The organism is Mesorhizobium sp. P2_D1 (assembly GCF_056404455.1).
Window position 1 is genome coordinate 23,482 of sequence record NZ_JBFUDZ010000026.1, and the last position, 15,537, is coordinate 39,018.

The window sequence follows — 15,537 nt, forward strand, 5'->3', positions numbered from 1 at the left end:
TGGTTTCCCAAAATCCGCCAAGACCAATGAGAGCGGACTGGAACGCATCATCAGGGAGGAGCGCTTGCCAGCACTCCGTTTGAGTCACCATGCCGACAATGGCTGAGGTCGCGCGCCGCGCCGGCGTGTCGGTTTCGACCGTTTCGCATGTTATCAACCGCACCCGCTTTGTCTCGCCGCAGAAGGCGCAGCTCATCAATGATGCGATCGCCGCCATGGGTTATCAGCCCAACGAGCTGGCGCGATCGTTGAAAGTAGCCTCGACCAACAGTGTGGGCTTGGCGATCTCGGCGATTTCCAACCCCTATTTCACCGACATCATCTGCGCGGTGGAGGCCGAATGTGCACGCCTTGGCCTCATGGTCTTCCTCTCTGATACGCAGGAGGATCCCGACCGCGAGCTTTCGGTGGTGCGCGCCTTCCACCAGCGGCGGGTCGACGGCGTCATCCTGGCGCCGTCGGGCGCGCCGCAGCGGGCGATCGACTATCTGGCGGAGAAGAAGCTGCCCTGCGTGCTCATCGACCGCTTCGCCGACGACCGCTTCGACCAGATCGGCGTCGAGAACCAGTCGTCGATGCGCGCGCTGATCGATCACGTCGCCTCCTTCGGCCACAAGCGCATCGGCTACATCGCCGGCCAGCCGGATCTGGCGACGACGCGCGAACGCATCGACGCTTTTCGCGGGTCGCTGGCCGCCAATGGACTCGAGTGCCTGCCGCACTATGTCTCGCCGGAGAACGTCGACACGGCGAGCGCTACGGCATCGACCCACGCCATCCTGTCATTGCCTTCGCCGCCTACGGCATTGGTCACCGGCAACAACATGACGACGATCGGAGCGGTGCGGGCGATCCGCGAACGAGGCCTTTCGATCCCGGCGGACCTTTCGCTTGCCGGCTTCGACGATTTCGAATGGGCGGACTGCTTCGAGCCGCGCCTGACGCTTGTCGCGCAGCCCTGTACCGAGATCGGACGGCAGGCGGCTGCCTTGCTCTGCGCCCGCATCGCATCCACCGGTTTGGAGCCGCAGGCGGTGCGGCTGCAGGCCGCGCTGCAGGTCCGTCAATCCTGCGCGAGGCCGGCATGAGTGCGCCGCTGCTGTCGGTCACCGGCGCGGTCAAGCGCTTTGGCGGCGTCCAGGCGCTGCGTGGCGTCGACTTCGACCTCAAACCCGGCGAGATCCATGCGCTGCTCGGCGAAAACGGCGCCGGCAAGTCGACCCTCATGAACCTGTTGTCGGGTGTCTATGCGCCGGACGAGGGCACCATCCAGATCGACGGCAAGCCAGTGCGCTTCAACAACCCGCGTGAAGCGCAGGCGGCCGGCATCGCCACCATTTTCCAGGAGCTCGACCTGGTGCCAACGCTCGACGTGGCGGCCAACCTCTTCCTCGGCCGCGAACTGATGCGGCCGGGCGGCTTCCTTGACGTGCCGGCGATGCGCAGCGAGGCCCGCAAACGGCTCGAAGCCATAGAGCTTGCCATCGATCCCGCCAGCATGGTGGCGAACCTGTCGATCGGCCAGCGCCAGGTGGTGGCGATCGTCAAGGCGCTTTCCTACGCCTCGCGCGTGCTGATCATGGACGAGCCGACGGCAGCGCTGACGGTGGGCGAGGTCGAAAGGCTCTTCGACATCATGCGCAAGCTCGCCGCCAGCGGCGTCGGGATCGTCTATATCTCGCATCGCCTGGAAGAGGTGCCGCAGATCGCCGACCGGGTTACGGTGATGCGCGACGGTCGCGTCGCTGGCGTCACCGAGCCGCATGCGCCGCAGGCCGAGCTGGTGCGCCTTCTGGTCGGGCGACCGCTGGATGAGCTTTATCCCGAGCGCGCCAGGGAGGCTGGCAAGACGCTGCTCAGCCTGCGCAATGCGAGCTTCAGGCTCGCCCATGAAAGCGCTGGATGGCAGCCGCCGACAGGCATCTCACTCGACGTCAAGGCGGGTGAGATCGTCGGGCTGGCCGGCATCATGGGGGCAGGGCGTACCGAGCTCTTGAGCGCGCTCTACGGCACCGGCCTTTCGGGCCGCTGGGAGGGTGATGTTGCGGTCGACGGCCGCCCGGTAAAGCTCGATTCCATCAAGGCCGCACGCGACGCCGGCATCGCCTTCGTCACCGACGATCGGCGCGGCAGCGGCTTGATGCTGAGGATGGCGGTGGGCCTCAACCTGGTCATGTCGGTGATCCGGCGCATCTCACCCTTCGGGCTGATGTCGGCGCGCCGGCAGGCGGACGCGGTGAAGCAGTCCTTCGGCCAGTTCGATATCAGGCCGAAGAATCCTGACATCGCCGTCGGCGCGCTTTCGGGCGGCAATCAGCAGAAGGTGGTGCTCGCCAAGGAGATCCTCGGCAATCCCCGGCTGCTGCTGCTCGACGAACCGACGCGCGGCGTCGATGTCGGCGCCAAGGGTGAGATCTACACACGGCTGCGGCAACTGGCTGCACAGGGCCTCGGCATCCTGGTCGCTTCCAGCGAGATGCCGGAGCTGATCGGCCTGTGCGACCGCATCGTAGTGCTGCGCCAAGGGCGCAACGTGGCGGAATTCATCGGCGGCGTTGACGAGCACACGGTGCTTGACGCGGCAAATGGCAGGGAGGCCTGATGTCTGAGCAGAAGATTTCGACGGCAAGCGGCCCAGTGGCCGCAGCACCGGTGCATCGCGATCCGCTAGCCTTGGTGGTGCGCTTCCAGAGCCTGATCGGCCTCGTCGTCGTGGCGATCGGCGGCGTCATCTTCTCGCCGCGCCGGCATGGCGAAATCCTGTTCCTCAACCCCGACAACATCGCCAACATCGTTCGCGCCGTGTCCGAGACCGGCATCATCGCCATCGGCATGACCTTTGTCATCATCACGGCCGGCATCGACCTTTCTGTCGGCGCGGTGCTCGGGCTCTCCAGCGTCGTCACCGCATCGATGATGATTTCGGGCGGCTTCGGGCTCATCCCCACCATCCTCGCGGTGCTCGTCATGGGCATCGTCTTCGGCGTCATCCAGGGCACCATCTCCAGCCGCTTCCGGCTCGAGCCGTTCATCGTGACGCTCGCCGGCCTGCAGGCGGCGCGCGGACTGGCGCTGGTCGTGTCGGGCAATCAGTACATCAACATTTCCTATGGCGACGGGCCGGGGCTGGCGCCACCGGTGTTCGCGGTGCTGGGTGAGCGGCTGTTCGACAACACCGTGCCTGTGGCGACGATCGTGTTCATCGTCTTTGCCGCRATCGCCACGATCGTGCTCAACACCACACGTTTCGGCCGCTATGTCTTTGCCGTCGGCGGCAACGAGCGCGCGGCGCGTATTTCCGGCGTGCCGGTGTCGATGGTCAAGATATCGGTCTACGCCATCACCGGCTTTGCCGCCGCACTTGCCGGCATCGTGCATGCTGGCCAGTTCAATTTTGGCAGTGCCAATGACGGCATGGGCTACGAGCTTACCGCGATTGCCGCCGTGGTCATCGGCGGCACCAGCCTGTTCGGTGGCGCCGGCTCGATGGTCGGCACCGTCGCCGGCACCATTATGCTCGGCGCGCTCGCCAACATCCTTCAGCTCAACAACATCACCCCCGCCATGCAGCTGCTCGCGACCGCCGCGATCATCGTGTTGGCGGCAGTGCTTCAATCCCTCGTTCGTCGCCGCGAGGGTTTGGGTCGTTAGGAGGTTGGCGGCAGGAAGTCGAAGTCAACCAAGGTCTGGCCCCGGCCCGACGAGGAGGAGAGTGAGTATGAAAACCACAAGACAAAGGCGTGCCCTCAAGGCAGCACTTCTGGCAGGCGCTGGCCTGTGCATCGCGGGAGCCGCCCAGGCTGCCGATCCCATGGTCAAGGCCTGCGCCAAGGACGGCCAGTTCATCATCGGCTTTTCGCAAGCCAACAATGCCGAACCCTATCGTCAGCACGTCAATGACGAGCTGACCGCGGCGGCCAAGGAAGTGCCGGGCTTCACGCTGCAGATCGCCGACGGCGCCGGCAACGTCAACACGCAGACCTCGCAGGTCGACAATTTCATCACCCAGAAGGTCGATTTGCTGTTGATCTCGCCCTTCGAGGCGGCACCGCTGACGCCGGCGGTCAAACGCGCCATGGATGCCGGCATCCCGGTCATCGAACTCGATCGCAAGACGGTCGGCGATCCCGGCAAGGACTACACCGCTTTCATCGGCGGCGACAATTACAAGATCGCGCTCGAGGCGGGTAAGTATACCGCCAAGACCTTGCTGCCCGATGGTGGCGAAGCAGCCGTGCTCGAAGGACTGCCAAGCTCCACGCCCGCGGTCGAACGGCTGAACGGCTTCAAGGATGGCGTCAAGGAGAATGCCAAGATCCAGGTCGTCGCCGAGCAGGCGGCAGACTGGGTGCCGGACAAAGCCCAGACCGCCTTCTCGGCCATGCTGCAGGCGCACCCCGACATCAAGGTGCTTTATGCCTCGAACGACATGATGGCGGCCGGCGCGCTGCTCGCCGCCAAGGGCGCCGGCAAGGACGTCAAGATCATCGGCACCGACGGCTTGCCGGGACCTGCCGGCGGCATCGAGGCGGTGGCGAAAGGCGACTGGGCCGCGACCTTCACCTATCCGACCGGTGCCAAGGAAGCGATCGAGATGTCGAAGAAGATCCTGCTCGACTGCGCCTCGTCAGTGGATTCGACCGTCACCGTCGACACCACCGCGATCACGCCCGAGAACGCCAAGCAGCTCGCCGGCAAGTAGGCTCTTCTTGTAGATTGTCCGAACCAGGGCGGGGTCCAGACCCCGCCCTGCGCGCGTTCGCAACCCTCACCGGCAAGTCGACCGGCTCTGATCGCGGTGGGCAAGAGTTCCCTGGATCACACGGGGCGCGTGTGCCGTCACGAGCGAAGATAGCGATATCGCTAAGACGACTATCCGGAGGAGGGGTGTGTCACCCCTTCTGCCTGTTCAGCCGCTCCAGCGCATCCACAATCAAATCGCAGAATTTTTGATGGTCGAGCTTCATCGCAACGGTGTGGCGGAAGTCGACCTGCTCGCTCGCCGTGCCGCCGAAATGGTGCATGCCACCCATCTTCTCGAAATTGCAGACCGTCATGCCCTTGGTCCAACGGCCGGCAAGCTCGACGCGGATGTCGGCCTTCTCGGTGGTGAAGACGGTCGGGTCGATCATCGCCGCGACGCAGCACGCGTCATGGATGGCAGGATACTCGATCTGCAGGAGGCCCCCATGCGTGGTCGCAATGAACTCCCAGATATCGAGGATGAACTTGGCCATCGGGCCGCCGACGGCGCGCACCCTGTCCTGAAGTCCCTTGGTGGCGAGTGCCTGATGCGTCAGGTCGAGCCCCACCATGGTGACGTCCCAATTGGCCCGGAACACCACGTCGGCGGCTTCCGGGTCGGCATAGACGTTGAACTCCGCCGCGGGCGTGATGTTGCCTCTGGTATAACTTCCCCCCATCGCGACGACACGCTTCACCCGCTCGACGATGCGGGGGTCCTTGCGCACGGCCAGTGCGATGTTGGTGTAGGGACCGACCGGTACCAGTGTGATCGTCCTCGGCTCATGCGCCATGACGGTGTCGATGATGAAGTCGACGGCATGCCGCTTGTCGAGCTCGAACGAGGCGGGCGGCAGAACAGGGCCATCGAGCCCGGTTTCGCCGTGGATCTCGATGGCCAGAACCTGATCGATGAGGAGCGGGCCGGGAGAGCCCTTCGCCACCGGCACCTTGATGCCGTAGGCGGTGCATACCGAAAGAGCATTGCGCGTGGTGTTTTCGACATTGTGGTTGCCCGACACCGTGGTGATGCCGAGGAGATCGATCTGTGGATTGCCTGCCGCCAGCAGGATGGCGATAGCGTCATCATGCCCAGGGTCGCAGTCCAGTATGATCTTTTCCATGTGGCACCTCTTTTGCCGGCCGAGTCTGTCGGGACAAGAGACTGCCGCATCTACGCCGTCAAGCATCTGGCGCTCAGCCGACCCAGCGTAGAGTTTCCAAACAGGCGCTCACACCGTCCAGAAATAGCGCACGATGTGGAAGAAGACCGGGGCAGCGAAGACCAGGCTGTCGGTGCGGTCCATCATGCCGCCATGGCCTTCGATCAGATGGCCCCAGTCCTTGACGCCCTGGTCGCGCTTGATGGCCGAGGCGACCAGTCCACCCAGAAAACCCATCGAGCAGGCGACGAAGGCCACGGCTGCCGCCTGCAGCTGCGAGAACGGCGTCACGAACGACAACAGCGCGCCGAGCAGGCTCGCCGACACCAGGCCGCCAATCAGGCCCTCCCAGGTTTTCGACGGCGAGACGTTCGGCGAGAAGCGGTGTTTCCCGAACAGCTTGCCGAAGATGTATTGCAGCACGTCGCTGCCTTGCACGACGATGATCAGGAAGGCGATCAGCAACAGGTTGCGGCCTTCGAAGCCTGGCACATTGAGGGTCAGCAGCGCCGGAACGTGGCTGACGCAATAGACCGAGATCATCACCGCCCATTGCTGGGCGGCGATCCGCTCGAGAAAGCGTTCGGTGTCGCCATGTAGCGCGGTGATGGCCGGCATCAGCAGGAAGCAGTAGACCGGAATGAAGATGACGAAGAGCCCGTACCAGGCGGTCCACACCAGCCAGTATTGAAACGGTATGATGATACCGAACATGCCGAGCAGCACCCAATGGTCGCTGCGGCTTGTATGCGTCAGCGTCACGAATTCGCGCAGCGCCGCAAACGAAATCAGCGCGAACAGGATGGTCATGCCGTCGCGGCCGAAGAAGAAGGCGACCGTTATCAACACCACCATCACCCACCAGGCGTTGATGCGCTGGGTGAGGTTGACCAGCGTTGAACTGAGCGGCTTCGGCGCCCGCGCCGAAAGTATGGCGGCGACGATGCTGGCGGTGGTCAGCACCGCCAGCAGGCCGATGATCAGAATGGAGATTTCGTGGCGCATCAATCGTCTCGCTCGGGGCGCGGGTTGAGCGCCAGAAGCGTGGCGTGGGCGCGCTCGAGAAAGGCGCGGCGTTCTTCGCCTGGAGCCACCGCCACCGGCGCGCCGAAGACGACGCGGCAGAGCAGCGGCACCGGCAGGAACTGGCCCTTGGGCAGCACGCGCGACATGTTCTCGATCCAACAGGGGATCAGCTCGACCTCAGGCCGTGCCATCGAAAGATTGTAGAGCCCSGAGCGGAAGGCCAGCAGCGGCTCTTCGGTCATGTTGCGCGTGCCCTCGGGAAACAGGATCAGCGAATGGCCCTGGTCGAGAACGGACAGCATGATCTCTATGGGGTTTTCTTCAGGTCTCGTCCATTGCCGGTTGATGAGCACCGACGACAGCATGTCCTCGGCGATGAAGCGTCGCAGCCGCGACTTTCCCCAGTATTCGCCGGCGGCAACGGCGTGGGTGACCGCGCGCTCCTTCTCGCTCAGGCAGGCCGACAGCAGGATGAAGTCGCCGTGGCTGGTGTGATTGGCGAAATAGATGCGCTGCCGGTCGGACGGCAGGCTGCCATTCCAGATCGGACGCACCCCGGTCACCACCCAGGCCAGCGCAGACAGGCCGACGGAAGTTACCGTCTGCAGCAAGGTGAAGGTCGTGAGCGAAAGCTTGCTCATCGCGGCGCCCAAAACCCCGCCGCCAGAAGCGCTGCGGCAAACAGGGCCAGCGCGGCGCGCTGCTTGAACAGTAAGGCGCGGGTACCGGCCATGCGGTCATCGAGCGAACGTGTCGTGGACGGGAAGGGTTTCAGGCGCATGCGCGCCAGTATGTCATCCACCGCGGCACCACCGGAAGCCTCGTCATCGTGGCTGGCCATCAGCCGGAACAACAGCGCGTCGAACACCAGAAGCGCCGACAGCGCCAGCACGGCAACCGCGCTCGCGGCTGTGACCGACAGCGCAATGGCCGCAGGCAAGGTCTCAAAGGCGCCGCGCGTCGAAGCAGCCAAAGGCGCAAGGATATTTGCGGCCACCACAGTCGCAGCCGGCCATGCGGCTTGCTTCATCAGCATGCGGGCAAAGCGATCGGCCCGTTCCTGGTCGGCATTGCCCGTCATGCCGCCCGTTCCTCAGCCTCGGCAAGATGAACCGGCCGGCCGGTCGCCATCAGCATCTCGCGGGCAACCGTCGGCGTCCTGGCCCTGCCGGTTGCCACCAGCCATTCGGCGACAACGCCGGCGCTGCGCTGGAAACCGAGCGCGCAGCAGACCAGCACCGTACCGCCGCGGCGCGCGCTCTCCAGCGCACTGGCTGCCTGCTCAAGCATCGTCACGGGGGGCGGCAACAGGTCGATCATCGGAAAGCTGATCCAGCGGCAATCTGCGGCCGCCGGCTTTTCAAGTTCGGCGGCGAGGTCGATCACTGTGCCGAAGCCGCGGGCCTCGCTTGCCGTCGGAAAGCGGCCGAGAAAGACACCGTCACTGACGGCCACGAACGGCGGGAGATTACGCGTCCAAATCGCGGCATTCACCCCAGCGCCCAGCCGGTAGGGCCAAAGCAGGACGCGGCTTGCCAGGGACACATGACCTTCCGCGGTTTTCTGGAACACCTTTGCGCCGGCCCCGGCATAGCCGAAGGCGACGATGGCCAGTGCAAGTGCCGGCCAAAGCAGGATGAGTGCCGTGGCGAAAAAGAAGGCGCCAAGCGCGGCTCCGGCCAGCACAAGGACGGCGCCCAGCACATAGAACAGCGCCAGCCGGCGCGCCTTGGTATCGCTGGTCAGCCGGGCGCCTGAAAACGGCAACTCGCCGGCGCGCGGAAACAGCCACAGGGCAAAAAAACCGAGCAGCGCGCCGGTCGGGATGTCGATGAAATGATGTTGCCAGGTCGTCAGCACCGAGGCGCCGATCAGCAAGCACCAGCCATGCCAGAGCGGCAGGAGGAGGCCGCCGAGCCGGTGGCGCCAGTGATCCCAGATGATCACCAGCAGTGCGATATGCAGTGACGGCGCCTGGTTGAACGGCTTGTCGAAACCGCCAAGCACGGCAAACAGGAAACCCGGCAGGCCGCTCGTTGCAGGCCGCACGAACGTCAGCGTCAGCGGGAAGAGGATGAAACAGGCAACGGCGACGATCTGCGCGGTGAGATAACGTCCGGCCAGGCGGTCGACCCCTTGCCTGCTGTCGTTGAGCAGCAGCGACAGGCCGTAGAACAGGTTGATCGACCAGTAGGGCACGATGGTCCAGGCGAGGAAGGGGATGCTGTGTTCCCAGGCAAACACGATGCTGCCGACGTCCTCGCGCCGCGACGCCAGCCAGTTGGCGAAGCCGTAGCTGAGGTAGAAGAACGGCGCCAGGAAGGCCAGCCAAAGGGCTGCCCTGACGACCACCCGGCCATAAGGTTCTGCGCGCACCGTGGATGCAAGCGATGACGCCATCCTGTTCAGCGGCGCCGTGCGACCGAGACGGTGAAGATGCCCCATTGGTCGATGCGCTGCTCGAGCTTGTCGAAACCGGCGGCTTCGACGAGCTGGTCCATCTCGCCTTGCGTGCGCCGGCGCATCACCCAAGCCTGGCCGCCGCGATGCGAGGTCAGGCTGCGGCCGATCATCTCAAGCTGCGGATGCCAGGGCTGGTTGGTGTAGAGCAACAGGCTGCCCGGCTCCATGGCGTGGGCAAGCCCACCGAGCGAGCGGGCGATCATGGCATTGTCGGAGAACAGTTCGTAGAGGCCGGAAACGATGGCGAGGTCGGGCGCCGGATTGATCGAGGCGAGCATGTCGGCATCGAAAGCGTCCGCGCGCTGGAACGAGACGCTCGCCGGCAATTGCCGCTCGGCGATCAACTTGCGGCCAAGCTGGACATTGAGGTCGGAGTAATCCTGCAGGCGCACGCTCGCCGGCTGGTCGGGGCTCTTCACGATAGCGTCGAGAACATAGCGGCCATGGCCGGCGGCGATGTCGAGAATGTGCGCTGGCCGTCCGGTGGCCTTGAGCGTCGCCAGGCAAGAGCCGATCAGCTCTTCGAGATGCAGCTTGCGCTGGCGGATGCCGCGCCAGCCGATGGCTTCCAGGAAGATGCGGTCGACGAAGCGGCCAAGCGGCGTAAGACCCCGCGCGTCGTTCTCGTAGACATAATCCAGCGTCGACCCGGAATCGAAGCCGGTGGTGACGCCCGCCTTCATGCCCGACGAGACCCAGGCGCCCATGCGGATGGAGGCACGGCTGAATGCCCAATAGAGGCCTTTCGGCGACAAGAGGTCGAGCGGCGACGCAAGCCTGTCGGCCTCATCGCGCGTGTACCCGGCGATATCAGCCTGCTTCAGGTCGACAGGCGCATCCGGCGACGCGAACTGCTTTTCCAGGAACGGCCGGATCAGGTCGAGGGCCTGCGCTCTGTCACGCTCGCCCAGCGTGTCGTGGAAGAAACCCGGCAACACGTGGCGTTCCTTTGTGCGGCTGCCGAGATTGACGAAAAACGCGTGCTGCGGGCCGTGGCGCACCACCCAGTCGCTGCCGGAAAGCAGAAGCTGCGTCGGTACGGTTATGGCGCGGGCGTCCGCAACGATGCGCGCCGCGTGCTGGTAGAGTTCGACCAGGATGTTGGAGGCGATCGGCCGCGTGATCAGCGGATCGCTCTCGAAGGACGCAATGCGCACGGGATCGTGGGTCAGGAACTTCGCCTTGACGTAGGAATTGACGAAGAAGCGGCCCTTGATGTTCTGCCAGAACGCGATGCCTTCCTTGGCGAAGGGCACGTAGAGCTTGACCGAAAAGGCTGGTGAAGCCAGCACCATGGCACGCAGCTTCGGTGCATAGTCGTGCACCCAGGCCGCAGTGAGCACGGCACCGAAGGATTGCGCGATCAGCGCAATATCCTGCGTGGCGAAGCCATCCCGGGCGGCGATCTCGCGCACGAAGCAGTCGATGTCGCGCACCAGGGCCGAGAAGGAAGGAGCATAGCCGCGCTCGCCGGACGAGCGGCCATTGCCGCGGGCATCCCAGGCATAGAAGGCGTGGTCCGGCATCTGCAATTCGTCGACGAGATGGACCATGCGACCGCCATGCTCGTGGCCGCGGTGGAAGAGCACGACCGCGCCCTTGGCATTGGCCGAAGCTGCCGGCCAGAAGCGGTAGAAGATCTCCGTCCCGTCATGGCTGCGGAAGACACGCTCTTGCGCTTGCCGCTCAAGGCTTTCCGCGGCGATCGGTTCGTGCATCATGGTCTTTCCCTCGGGCGGCATGGCGAAGCCTCGATGCTTAGCTGGCGCTGCCAATAAGGCCAGCGCGTATCCGGTTTATGGCGGTCAACAGTGAAAGCGTTGCCATGGCAGGAAACACAAGCGGCGCGATGGAAGCCGGCCAGAGCCCGGCGGCGCACAACACTGCGACCACGCCCAGCGCCAGCGCCCTGTCGCTCTTGCCGAACGGCCCGGCATAATTTCGCCCGATCCCGGCGGCGATGCCAAGCACGCCGGCGAACTCGGTCAGCACAGCGGTGAGGGCGAAGGCGACGACGCCCCATGGGCCGAACTGTGGAAAGACGGCGAACGGCAGGATCAGCGCAAGGTCCGAAACGACGTCGCAAAACTCGTTCAGATACATGCCGAGCGTCGAGGCCTGCCCGTGTTCCCGCGCCAGCATGCCATCGACGGCGTTCAGCGCCATTCGCACGAACATCACGACGGGAACGAGCAGCAGCGAGCGCCAGTCATGCCAGATCGCGATGGCCGTCCCGGCCGCGATCGACATCAGGGCGGCAAGGATGGTTATGCTGTTTGCTGTGATCCCGATCGCCGCCAGCCGATTGACCAGTGGCCGCAGCCTTCCCTGGAAAGCTGGCTTGAGAGCGTAGAGCGTCGGCATTTCGTTGATCCCCCGATCCTGACAGCGGCTGTACATCAATCTGTCACACTCGACCAGCGGCACGAAGCGGCGCCTCTCTAGCGCGCACATCCTGATGTGGTGGATGCGGGCCGACTGCCATGGCCACCGACCAGACGTTCACCGCCTGCTAACCATGATTGCGAAGCACGGCCGTCATGCACATTTGCCGGTTTCTGGTGCAACCCGGCATCTTGAATAATAAGCACGCTTATTATATATGCCGCTCATGGTTTCTGATGGCATAGACAGATTGGGCTTCTTGATCCACGACGTGCAGCGCCTGATGCGCAAGCGCTTCGAGGCGAGGGCCAGTGGCTTGGGGCTTTCTTCGGCGCAATGGCGGCTTCTGGTCCGCGTTGCCAAGGAAGATGGTGTCGCGCAGGCGCGGCTGGCCGAACTTCTTGAAATCGAGCCGATCAGCGTTTCGCGCCTGGTTGACCGCATGGAGGAGGGGGGCTGGATCGAGCGCCGCCCCGACGCAGCCGATCGCCGTGTCCGCATGATCTTCCTGACGCCCAAGGCGAGCGACGCCTACGCCGTGATCAAGAGCATTGCGGGAGAAGTCTATGAAGAATCGCTGGTCGGCGTGAAACCGGAAGCCCGTCGCGTCCTGATCGAGGGACTTGAGGCGATGGTCCGCAACCTGACTGACGACGAGACGCCGTCCGTTGAAAAAGTGAAGAGTGCAGAAGGCGCAGCAGCATGAACGCGGTAGCCAAGATAGACGAGAAGGTGACCGAGCTGGAAATGGACGCGCCGGCGCAGCCGGCCGCGGCCCCGGTGGCGGTTGCTCCTCCGATGCAGCCGGCCCCGGCGCCGGTGAAGAAGAAGCGCCGGCTGGGCCGCTCCCTGCTGATGGTTGCGCTGCCTGCGGTGCTGGCTATCGGCGGCGGTTACGTCTGGGTCACCGGCGGCCGCTACCAGGAGACGGAAAACGCCAATCTGCAGCAGGCCAAGGTGTCGATCGCTTCCGACACGGCCGGTCGCATCGTTCAGGTCGACATCGCCGATAACCAGCTGGTCAAGCAGGGCGATGTGCTGTTTGCCATTGACCCGGAGCCCTACCGGATCGCGCTGGCCCAGGCCGACGCCGCAGTGGCGGGCGCGCGTCTCAATGTCGAGCAGCTGCGCGCGGCCTATGGCCAGTCGATGGCACAGCAAAGGTCCGATGCCAGTGAGGTCGACTTCGCCCAGTCCCAGTTCGACCGTGCCGCCGACCTTGCCCAGAAGGGCATCAACGCTAAGTCATCGCTCGACCAGGCCAAGAACGATCTCGACAAGGCAAAGCAGCAGCTGGCCGTTGCCGAGCAAGGCATCATCAGCGCCAAGGCAGCCCTTGGCGGCAATCCAGACATCGAGACCGACAAGCACCCGACCGTGATGGCCGCGCTCGCCGCGCGCGACAAGGCGGCCTACGATCTGGCGCAGACCACAGTCAAGGCGCCGGCCGACGGCGTCGTCAGCCAGGCCTCGTCGTTCAAGGTCGGTCAGTATGTCGGCTCCGGCACACCGCTGTTTTCGCTGGTCGAGACCGGCGACACCTGGATCGACGCCAATTTCAAGGAAACCCAGCTGACCCACATGAAGCCCGGCCAGAAGGCCGAGATCATGGTCGACACCTATCCGGGCAGAACCTTCGAGGCGACGGTCAAGGCAATCGGCGCCGGCACGGGAGCCGAATTCTCCCTGCTGCCGGCCCAGAATGCCACAGGCAACTGGGTCAAGGTCACGCAGCGCATTCCGGTGCGCCTGGAACTGACCGATGCCGACGCCAAGATGGCGTTGCGCACCGGCATGAGCGCGACCGTTACAGTCGACACAGGCGTTGCCCGCGGGTTTCCCGCCATATTCGGCCACGCTACGGCGGGCTAGGCGGCGGAGTAAAATCGGCGCGAGCCCGGGGGGAACCAAGCGGGTGCAAGCCGGTAGCAGGATTGGTCTGATGGGAGGAGTGGAAGAACCAGCGTTTGGTTGGAGCCGCGTCGCGGATCGACCAGAATCTGAAATCTTCGACACGGACCCCTCGGTCCTCATGTTTCCGGGCGGCACGCATCCGCTCATCAGAGACTTTCGGTCGATGTAACCCCCACATCGACCATCGCGTCCCACCGCGAATGAGGGTCTCTCAACGGAAGGCCATGCCGCCCGGAAACCTGTTCTACACGATTTTGTTACCTGCCGGAAGTTCTGCATCATGAGCACGCCCGAACCCTTCAAAGAAGTGCCGCATCGTGGCCTGATCACGGTCGCGCTCATGCTGGCGACGATCATGCAGGCGCTCGACACGACGATCGCCAACGTTGCGCTGCCGACCATGACCGGCGATCTCGGCGCCTCGCCGGACAACATCAACTGGGTGCTGACGTCCTACATCGTTGCCGCCGCCATCATGACGCCGGTCACCGGCTGGCTGGCCGACCGCTTCGGCCGCAAGGAACTGTTCCTGACGGCGGTGGTCGGCTTCACCGTGTTCTCGATGCTGTGCGGCATCGCCTGGAGCCTGGAGAGCATAGTGTTCTTCCGGCTGATGCAAGGCGTGTTCGGCGCCGCGATCGTGCCGTTGTCGCAGACCTTCCTGCTCGACATCAACCCCAGGGAACGCCACGGCCAGGCGATGGCCATCTGGGGCGCCGGCATCATGCTCGGGCCAATTCTGGGCCCGACGCTCGGTGGCTGGCTGACCGAGAATTTCAACTGGCGCTGGGTGTTCTTCATCAACCTGCCGGTCGGCATTGTCGCCTTCCTCGGCATGGCCGCCTATTTGCCGGCTGTTGCCCGGCGGGTACGCGGTTTCGATTTCTTCGGCTTCGCCATGATATCGCTTGGGGTCGGCGCGCTGCAGCTGCTGCTCGATCGGGGCGGCGAGGTCGACTGGTTTTCCTCGAATGAGATCTGGATCGAGCTTGGTCTTTCGCTGACCGGCTTCTGGGTGTTCATCATCCACACGGTGACGGCCGAACATCCCTTCATCGATCCCAAGATATTCCTCGACCGCAATTTCGTCACCGGGCTGGCGTTCATCTTCGTCATGGGTGTGCTCATCCTGGCGAGCATGTCGTTGCTGCCGCCAATGCTGTCGACCATCTTCGGCTATCCGACCATCACCATTGGCGTTGTCCTTGGGCCACGTGGTATCGGCACCATGATTTCGATGCTCGTCGTCGGGCGGATCATGAGCAAGATCGACGCCAGGATCCTCGTCGTCATCGGCTTTCTGCTGACCGCGCAGTCACTCTACACCATGTCCAGCTTCACGCCGCAGATGGACAACTGGCTGATCATCAGCTCCGGCGTCATCCAGGGCCTGGGAATGGGAATGGTGTTCGTGCCGCTGTCGACCGTGGCCTTCGCCACGCTTGACGTGCGCTTCCGCACCGATGCCACGGCCTTGTTCAGCCTGGTGCGCAATCTTGGCTCGTCCATCGGCGTTTCTGTCGTGACTGTTCTGATGGTGCGCAACACGCAGGTCAATCACACCGAGCTTTCGGCCTTCATCAATCCGTTCAACCCCAATTTGTGGGCGGTATCACCGGCGGCCGCAAGCGGCGATCCAATGGCGCTTTCGGAGGTGGATCGCATGGTCAATCTGCAGGCGATGATGATCTCCTACGTCAATGACTTCAAAATACTCATGGTGATGACGCTGATTTCCATTCCGTTTGTTTTCCTGCTGCGCAAGCCAAAACAGGCGCCGGCCGGTGGCGCACCCACCGCACACATGGACTAGTTGGTCGTCGCCCTCGAAATTCAAGGCGAC

14 protein-coding genes are annotated in these 15,537 nt (G+C 64.0%); 7 read left to right on the forward strand and 7 right to left on the reverse strand.

Features of this window, described 5'->3' with window-relative positions; translation table 11 throughout:
- The first annotated feature begins 89 nt into the window (after positions 1 to 89).
- The 4 genes from AC1D0I_RS19245 (at position 90) to AC1D0I_RS19260 (ending at position 4,702) form a co-directional block, all read left to right on the forward strand.
- Positions 90 to 1,088, forward strand: coding sequence for a LacI family DNA-binding transcriptional regulator (locus tag AC1D0I_RS19245; protein ID WP_477397036.1), 999 nt, complete (start codon positions 90 to 92; stop codon positions 1,086 to 1,088).
- A complete protein-coding gene (locus AC1D0I_RS19250) occupies positions 1,085 to 2,602 on the forward strand; it encodes a sugar ABC transporter ATP-binding protein (protein WP_477397038.1) in 1,518 nt (505 codons plus the stop codon). Before AC1D0I_RS19245 ends, AC1D0I_RS19250 begins: the two co-directional genes overlap by 4 nt.
- On the forward strand, positions 2,602 to 3,651 hold the full coding sequence (locus AC1D0I_RS19255; protein WP_477397040.1) for an ABC transporter permease: 1,050 nt from the start codon (positions 2,602 to 2,604) through the stop codon (positions 3,649 to 3,651). Before AC1D0I_RS19250 ends, AC1D0I_RS19255 begins: the two co-directional genes overlap by 1 nt.
- 67 nt (positions 3,652 to 3,718) lie before the next feature.
- Positions 3,719 to 4,702 carry a substrate-binding domain-containing protein gene (locus AC1D0I_RS19260; RefSeq protein WP_457151784.1) on the forward strand — a complete coding sequence of 328 codons (984 nt, stop codon included), beginning with the start codon at positions 3,719 to 3,721 and terminating at the stop codon, positions 4,700 to 4,702.
- A gap of 190 nt (positions 4,703 to 4,892) precedes the next feature.
- Here the strand turns inward: AC1D0I_RS19260 and AC1D0I_RS19265 are convergent, their stop codons facing one another.
- The 7 genes from AC1D0I_RS19265 to AC1D0I_RS19295 all read right to left on the reverse strand — a co-directional run bounded on the left by AC1D0I_RS19265 (position 4,893) and on the right by AC1D0I_RS19295 (position 11,759).
- Positions 4,893 to 5,867 (reverse strand): nucleoside hydrolase, encoded by a 975-nt coding sequence (locus AC1D0I_RS19265; RefSeq protein ID WP_477397042.1) that lies wholly within the window; start codon positions 5,865 to 5,867, stop codon positions 4,893 to 4,895.
- Between the two features lie 108 nt (positions 5,868 to 5,975).
- Positions 5,976 to 6,911: a phosphatidate cytidylyltransferase gene (locus AC1D0I_RS19270; protein WP_095086039.1), complete on the reverse strand. Its 936-nt coding sequence runs from the start codon at positions 6,909 to 6,911 to the stop codon at positions 5,976 to 5,978.
- The gene (locus tag AC1D0I_RS19275) at positions 6,911 to 7,573 is read right to left on the reverse strand and encodes a lysophospholipid acyltransferase family protein (RefSeq protein ID WP_457151781.1); all 663 of its coding nucleotides are present in this window, start codon (positions 7,571 to 7,573) and stop codon (positions 6,911 to 6,913) included. The genes AC1D0I_RS19270 and AC1D0I_RS19275 overlap by 1 nt, the downstream gene beginning before the upstream one ends.
- Complete coding sequence (locus AC1D0I_RS19280; protein ID WP_477397044.1) at positions 7,570 to 8,013, reverse strand: hypothetical protein; 444 nt, start codon at positions 8,011 to 8,013, stop codon at positions 7,570 to 7,572. The genes AC1D0I_RS19275 and AC1D0I_RS19280 overlap by 4 nt, the downstream gene beginning before the upstream one ends.
- On the reverse strand, positions 8,010 to 9,332 hold the full coding sequence (locus AC1D0I_RS19285; protein ID WP_477397046.1) for a phosphatase PAP2/dual specificity phosphatase family protein: 1,323 nt from the start codon (positions 9,330 to 9,332) through the stop codon (positions 8,010 to 8,012). Before AC1D0I_RS19285 ends, AC1D0I_RS19280 begins: the two co-directional genes overlap by 4 nt.
- 5 nt (positions 9,333 to 9,337) lie before the next feature.
- Positions 9,338 to 11,116: a bifunctional alpha/beta hydrolase/class I SAM-dependent methyltransferase gene (locus tag AC1D0I_RS19290; RefSeq protein WP_477397048.1), complete on the reverse strand. Its 1,779-nt coding sequence runs from the start codon at positions 11,114 to 11,116 to the stop codon at positions 9,338 to 9,340.
- A gap of 37 nt (positions 11,117 to 11,153) precedes the next feature.
- Positions 11,154 to 11,759, reverse strand: a complete 606-nt coding sequence (locus tag AC1D0I_RS19295) for a CDP-alcohol phosphatidyltransferase family protein (protein WP_477306011.1) — start codon at positions 11,757 to 11,759, stop codon at positions 11,154 to 11,156.
- A 247-nt stretch (positions 11,760 to 12,006) separates the two neighbouring features.
- Between AC1D0I_RS19295 and AC1D0I_RS19300 the strand changes: the two genes are divergently transcribed.
- The 3 genes from AC1D0I_RS19300 to AC1D0I_RS19310 all read left to right on the forward strand — a co-directional run bounded on the left by AC1D0I_RS19300 (position 12,007) and on the right by AC1D0I_RS19310 (position 15,507).
- On the forward strand, positions 12,007 to 12,486 hold the full coding sequence (locus tag AC1D0I_RS19300) for a MarR family winged helix-turn-helix transcriptional regulator (RefSeq protein ID WP_457151787.1): 480 nt from the start codon (positions 12,007 to 12,009) through the stop codon (positions 12,484 to 12,486).
- On the forward strand, positions 12,483 to 13,652 hold the full coding sequence (locus tag AC1D0I_RS19305; protein ID WP_477226374.1) for an HlyD family secretion protein: 1,170 nt from the start codon (positions 12,483 to 12,485) through the stop codon (positions 13,650 to 13,652). Before AC1D0I_RS19300 ends, AC1D0I_RS19305 begins: the two co-directional genes overlap by 4 nt.
- Positions 13,653 to 13,974: 322 nt before the next feature.
- Entirely contained in the window at positions 13,975 to 15,507 is a 1,533-nt protein-coding gene (locus tag AC1D0I_RS19310) for a DHA2 family efflux MFS transporter permease subunit (RefSeq protein ID WP_477397050.1), read from the forward strand.
- Positions 15,508 to 15,537: the final 30 nt, after the last annotated feature.

Coding starts and splice junctions, on each gene's coding strand:
- AC1D0I_RS19265 (WP_477397042.1), bottom strand. CDS start 5,867: ATGGAAAAGATCATACTGGACTGCGACCCTGGGCATGATGACGCTATC.
- AC1D0I_RS19310 (WP_477397050.1), top strand. CDS start 13,975: ATGAGCACGCCCGAACCCTTCAAAGAAGTGCCGCATCGTGGCCTGATC.
- AC1D0I_RS19300 (WP_457151787.1), top strand. CDS start 12,007: ATGGTTTCTGATGGCATAGACAGATTGGGCTTCTTGATCCACGACGTG.
- AC1D0I_RS19270 (WP_095086039.1), bottom strand. CDS start 6,911: ATGCGCCACGAAATCTCCATTCTGATCATCGGCCTGCTGGCGGTGCTG.
- AC1D0I_RS19305 (WP_477226374.1), top strand. CDS start 12,483: ATGAACGCGGTAGCCAAGATAGACGAGAAGGTGACCGAGCTGGAAATG.
- AC1D0I_RS19245 (WP_477397036.1), top strand. CDS start 90: ATGCCGACAATGGCTGAGGTCGCGCGCCGCGCCGGCGTGTCGGTTTCG.
- AC1D0I_RS19280 (WP_477397044.1), bottom strand. CDS start 8,013: ATGACGGGCAATGCCGACCAGGAACGGGCCGATCGCTTTGCCCGCATG.
- AC1D0I_RS19285 (WP_477397046.1), bottom strand. CDS start 9,332: ATGGCGTCATCGCTTGCATCCACGGTGCGCGCAGAACCTTATGGCCGG.
- AC1D0I_RS19290 (WP_477397048.1), bottom strand. CDS start 11,116: ATGATGCACGAACCGATCGCCGCGGAAAGCCTTGAGCGGCAAGCGCAA.
- AC1D0I_RS19250 (WP_477397038.1), top strand. CDS start 1,085: ATGAGTGCGCCGCTGCTGTCGGTCACCGGCGCGGTCAAGCGCTTTGGC.
- AC1D0I_RS19295 (WP_477306011.1), bottom strand. CDS start 11,759: ATGCCGACGCTCTACGCTCTCAAGCCAGCTTTCCAGGGAAGGCTGCGG.
- AC1D0I_RS19260 (WP_457151784.1), top strand. CDS start 3,719: ATGAAAACCACAAGACAAAGGCGTGCCCTCAAGGCAGCACTTCTGGCA.